This is a genomic window from Streptomyces sp. NPDC049577, from assembly GCF_040675635.1.
In the GTDB taxonomy this organism is placed as follows: domain Bacteria; phylum Actinomycetota; class Actinomycetes; order Streptomycetales; family Streptomycetaceae; genus Streptomyces.
This window is the reverse complement of sequence record NZ_JBFAPH010000549.1, coordinates 1-2,382: the sequence shown is the minus strand read 5'-3', so window position 1 is coordinate 2,382 and position 2,382 is coordinate 1. Positions and strand designations below refer to the sequence as shown.

3 protein-coding genes and 1 pseudogene are annotated in these 2,382 nt (G+C 74.8%); all 4 read left to right on the top strand.

Translation table 11 applies throughout. The annotated features are described in order from the left end of the window. Positions 1–403 (top strand): DUF3097 family protein (locus AB0K09_RS32455; RefSeq protein WP_366068981.1); only part of this gene is annotated, 403 nt, incomplete at its 5' end. Next, positions 400–1,155 (top strand): ABC transporter permease, encoded by a 756-nt coding sequence (locus AB0K09_RS32450; protein WP_366068980.1) that lies wholly within the window; start codon positions 400–402, stop codon positions 1,153–1,155. The genes AB0K09_RS32455 and AB0K09_RS32450, both read left to right, overlap by 4 nt. Next, entirely contained in the window at positions 1,148–1,948 is an 801-nt protein-coding gene (locus tag AB0K09_RS32445; RefSeq protein ID WP_366068978.1) for an ABC transporter permease, read from the top strand. The genes AB0K09_RS32450 and AB0K09_RS32445 overlap by 8 nt, the downstream gene beginning before the upstream one ends. A 134-nt stretch (positions 1,949–2,082) precedes the next feature. After that, positions 2,083–2,382: pseudogene (gene thrS, locus AB0K09_RS32440) on the top strand (threonine--tRNA ligase); the annotation flags it as partial.

The following is a 2,382-nucleotide window of genomic DNA, read 5'->3' as shown; positions in this document are numbered from 1 at the left end:
GCTGGGCGTGCTGGTGGACCACCTGGTCCCGGGCTCGAAGGAGTCGCGCATCGCGGCGTCCGTCACGGACGAGCACGTGCTCGACGAGGGCCGCGTCGTGGCCCGCGGCACCCCCGCCGAGCTCCTCGCCGGGCTGGCGGAGCGCCGGACGGTGACCGTGGCGAGCGCTCCCGGCCAGGTGCCGGGGGCCCTCGCGCGCGCCTGGGACGGGGACTTCGCGGCGGCGGACTGCCGGCGCCCCGAGGAGGGCGGCCTGCGCTTCACCACCACCGGCACCGCTCAGCTCGCCCTCGCCCTGCGCGTCCTGGCCGAGCACGGCTGCTCCGGTGTCTCCGTCGCCGGCCCGGGACTCGGCGACGTGTACCGGGCCGTCATCCCCGACCGGGAGTTCGGCGTCCGATGACCGCACACGTCCGTACCGCCTGGCTGCTGATCTCGCGCCGGCCCGGGCTGCTGGCCCTGCTCTGCTTCGTCCCGCTGTACTCCCTGGTGTTCTTCACCGTCGTCCGCGACGGCGGCCAGCCGGAGCTCGCCGCGCCGGTCGCGCTCACCGCCTTCACCATGACGATGTGGTCGCACGCGGTGTTCGTGGCCTCCGAGGCCGTCGACCACGACCGTGCCGAGGGGATGCTGGAGATACTTCTCGCCGCGCCCGGCTCGTACACCCGCTCCCTGCTGCTGCGGATCGCCACGGCCGCGGCCCTGTGCCTGCCGGCCGCGCTGGAGATCGTGCTCATCGGGACCGCCGGCTTCGGTCTGCCGCTGCGGGTGGCCGCGCCCGGCCCGTTCCTCGCGGCACTGCTGCTGACCTTCGCCGGGACCGTGGGCACGGCCACACTGCTGTCCGGGCTCTTCGTCCTGGTCCGCGGCGCGCGGACGTACCAGAACGCGCTGACGTACCCCTGCTATCTGCTGGGCGGGCTCGTCGTCCCGGCCTCGCTGCTGCCGCAGCCGCTGGCCGCGCTGAGCCGGGCCTGGTTCCTGTCCTGGGGCGCCGACCTGATGCGGGACGCGCTCACCGGCGACCCGACCGGTACCGGGCCGCGCCTGCTCGCGCTGGGGCTGCTCGCCGCGCTGCAGTGCGTCCTCGGCGTCACCGTGCTCCGTTCCGTCGTCTCCCGTGCCCGTGAAGGGAGCGTGGCCCTCCATGCCTAGGCTCGCCCTCGTCCGTTCCCTGGACCGCCGGCTGCACCTCTTCCAGCTCGGCGTGCAGGCCGGGTTCGCCGACTACCGGCGCATGTTCACCTGGCGCACCTGGCTGTTCGGCTGGCTGTTGCGGCTGCTCGCGCAGGTCGCCTTCTTCGCCTCGCTGGGCCGGCTGCTGGGCGCCCCGGAGAGCCGGGACTACATCGCCCTGGGCAACGCCGCCCTGCTCGGGCCGCTCGGCGCCCTGGGGGTGGTCGCCTCGTGCGCCGCCGAACGGCGGGCGGGCACCCTGCCGTTCCTGCTCCTGGGCCGTGCCGCCCCGCTGCCGGTGCTGGCCGCCCGCGGGGCGTACTGGGTGTGCGACGCGGCGGTCACCGCCGCGCTGGCCACCGCCCTGCTCCCGCTCGTCACCGGCTTCTCCCTGCCGACCGGCGCCCTGGCCGCCGTGCTGGCCCTGGAGGTCCTCGGCACGGTCTCCTGCTACGCCCTGGCCCTCACGCTCACGCCGCTGAGCATGCGCTTCCCCGAGTCGCGGGGCTATCTCACCTCCGGGGTGCTGGTGCTGCTGATGCTGTTCGGCGGGGTGAACACCGCCCCGGCGTCCGGTCCGGGCGCCGTGGTGGCGGCCCTGCTCCCGATGACGCACGCCCTGACCGCGATCCGCGCCCTGGCCGCCGGCGGGCCCCTGCCCCCGGCCCAGGTGCTGGGCGAGTTGCTGGTGTGCGCCGGCTGGACGGCGGCCGCGGCCCTGCTCGTCCCCTGGGGCCTGCGCCGCGCCGCCCGGGCCGGCGCGCTGACCTGACACACCCTCCTGTCCACAACAGGAATTTTCCATTCCCCTTCGCCGGGGAACTTCCCGCGGGCTCCGCCGACTTGGGGTCGGCGGGGCTGTCGCTATGATCCGAAAACCCACGAACCATGCCCGAGGAGCTCTCCTTGACCGACGTGACCATCTCCGTCACCCGCGACACCCGGCACAGCACCGAGACGCTCCCCGCGGGCACGACCTACGCGACGCTGTTCGCTGGGGACCGCGCGGTGATCGCGGTGCGGGTCGACGGCCGGCTGTGCGACCTGGACACCCCGGTGACGGACGGCGACACCGCCGAGCCGGTCGCCGTCGGCAGCCCCGACGGCCTGGACATCCTGCGGCACTCGACGGCGCATGTGATGGCGCAGGCGGTGCAGGAGCTGTTCCCGGAGGCGAAGCTGGGCATCGGTCCGCCGGTGAAGGAC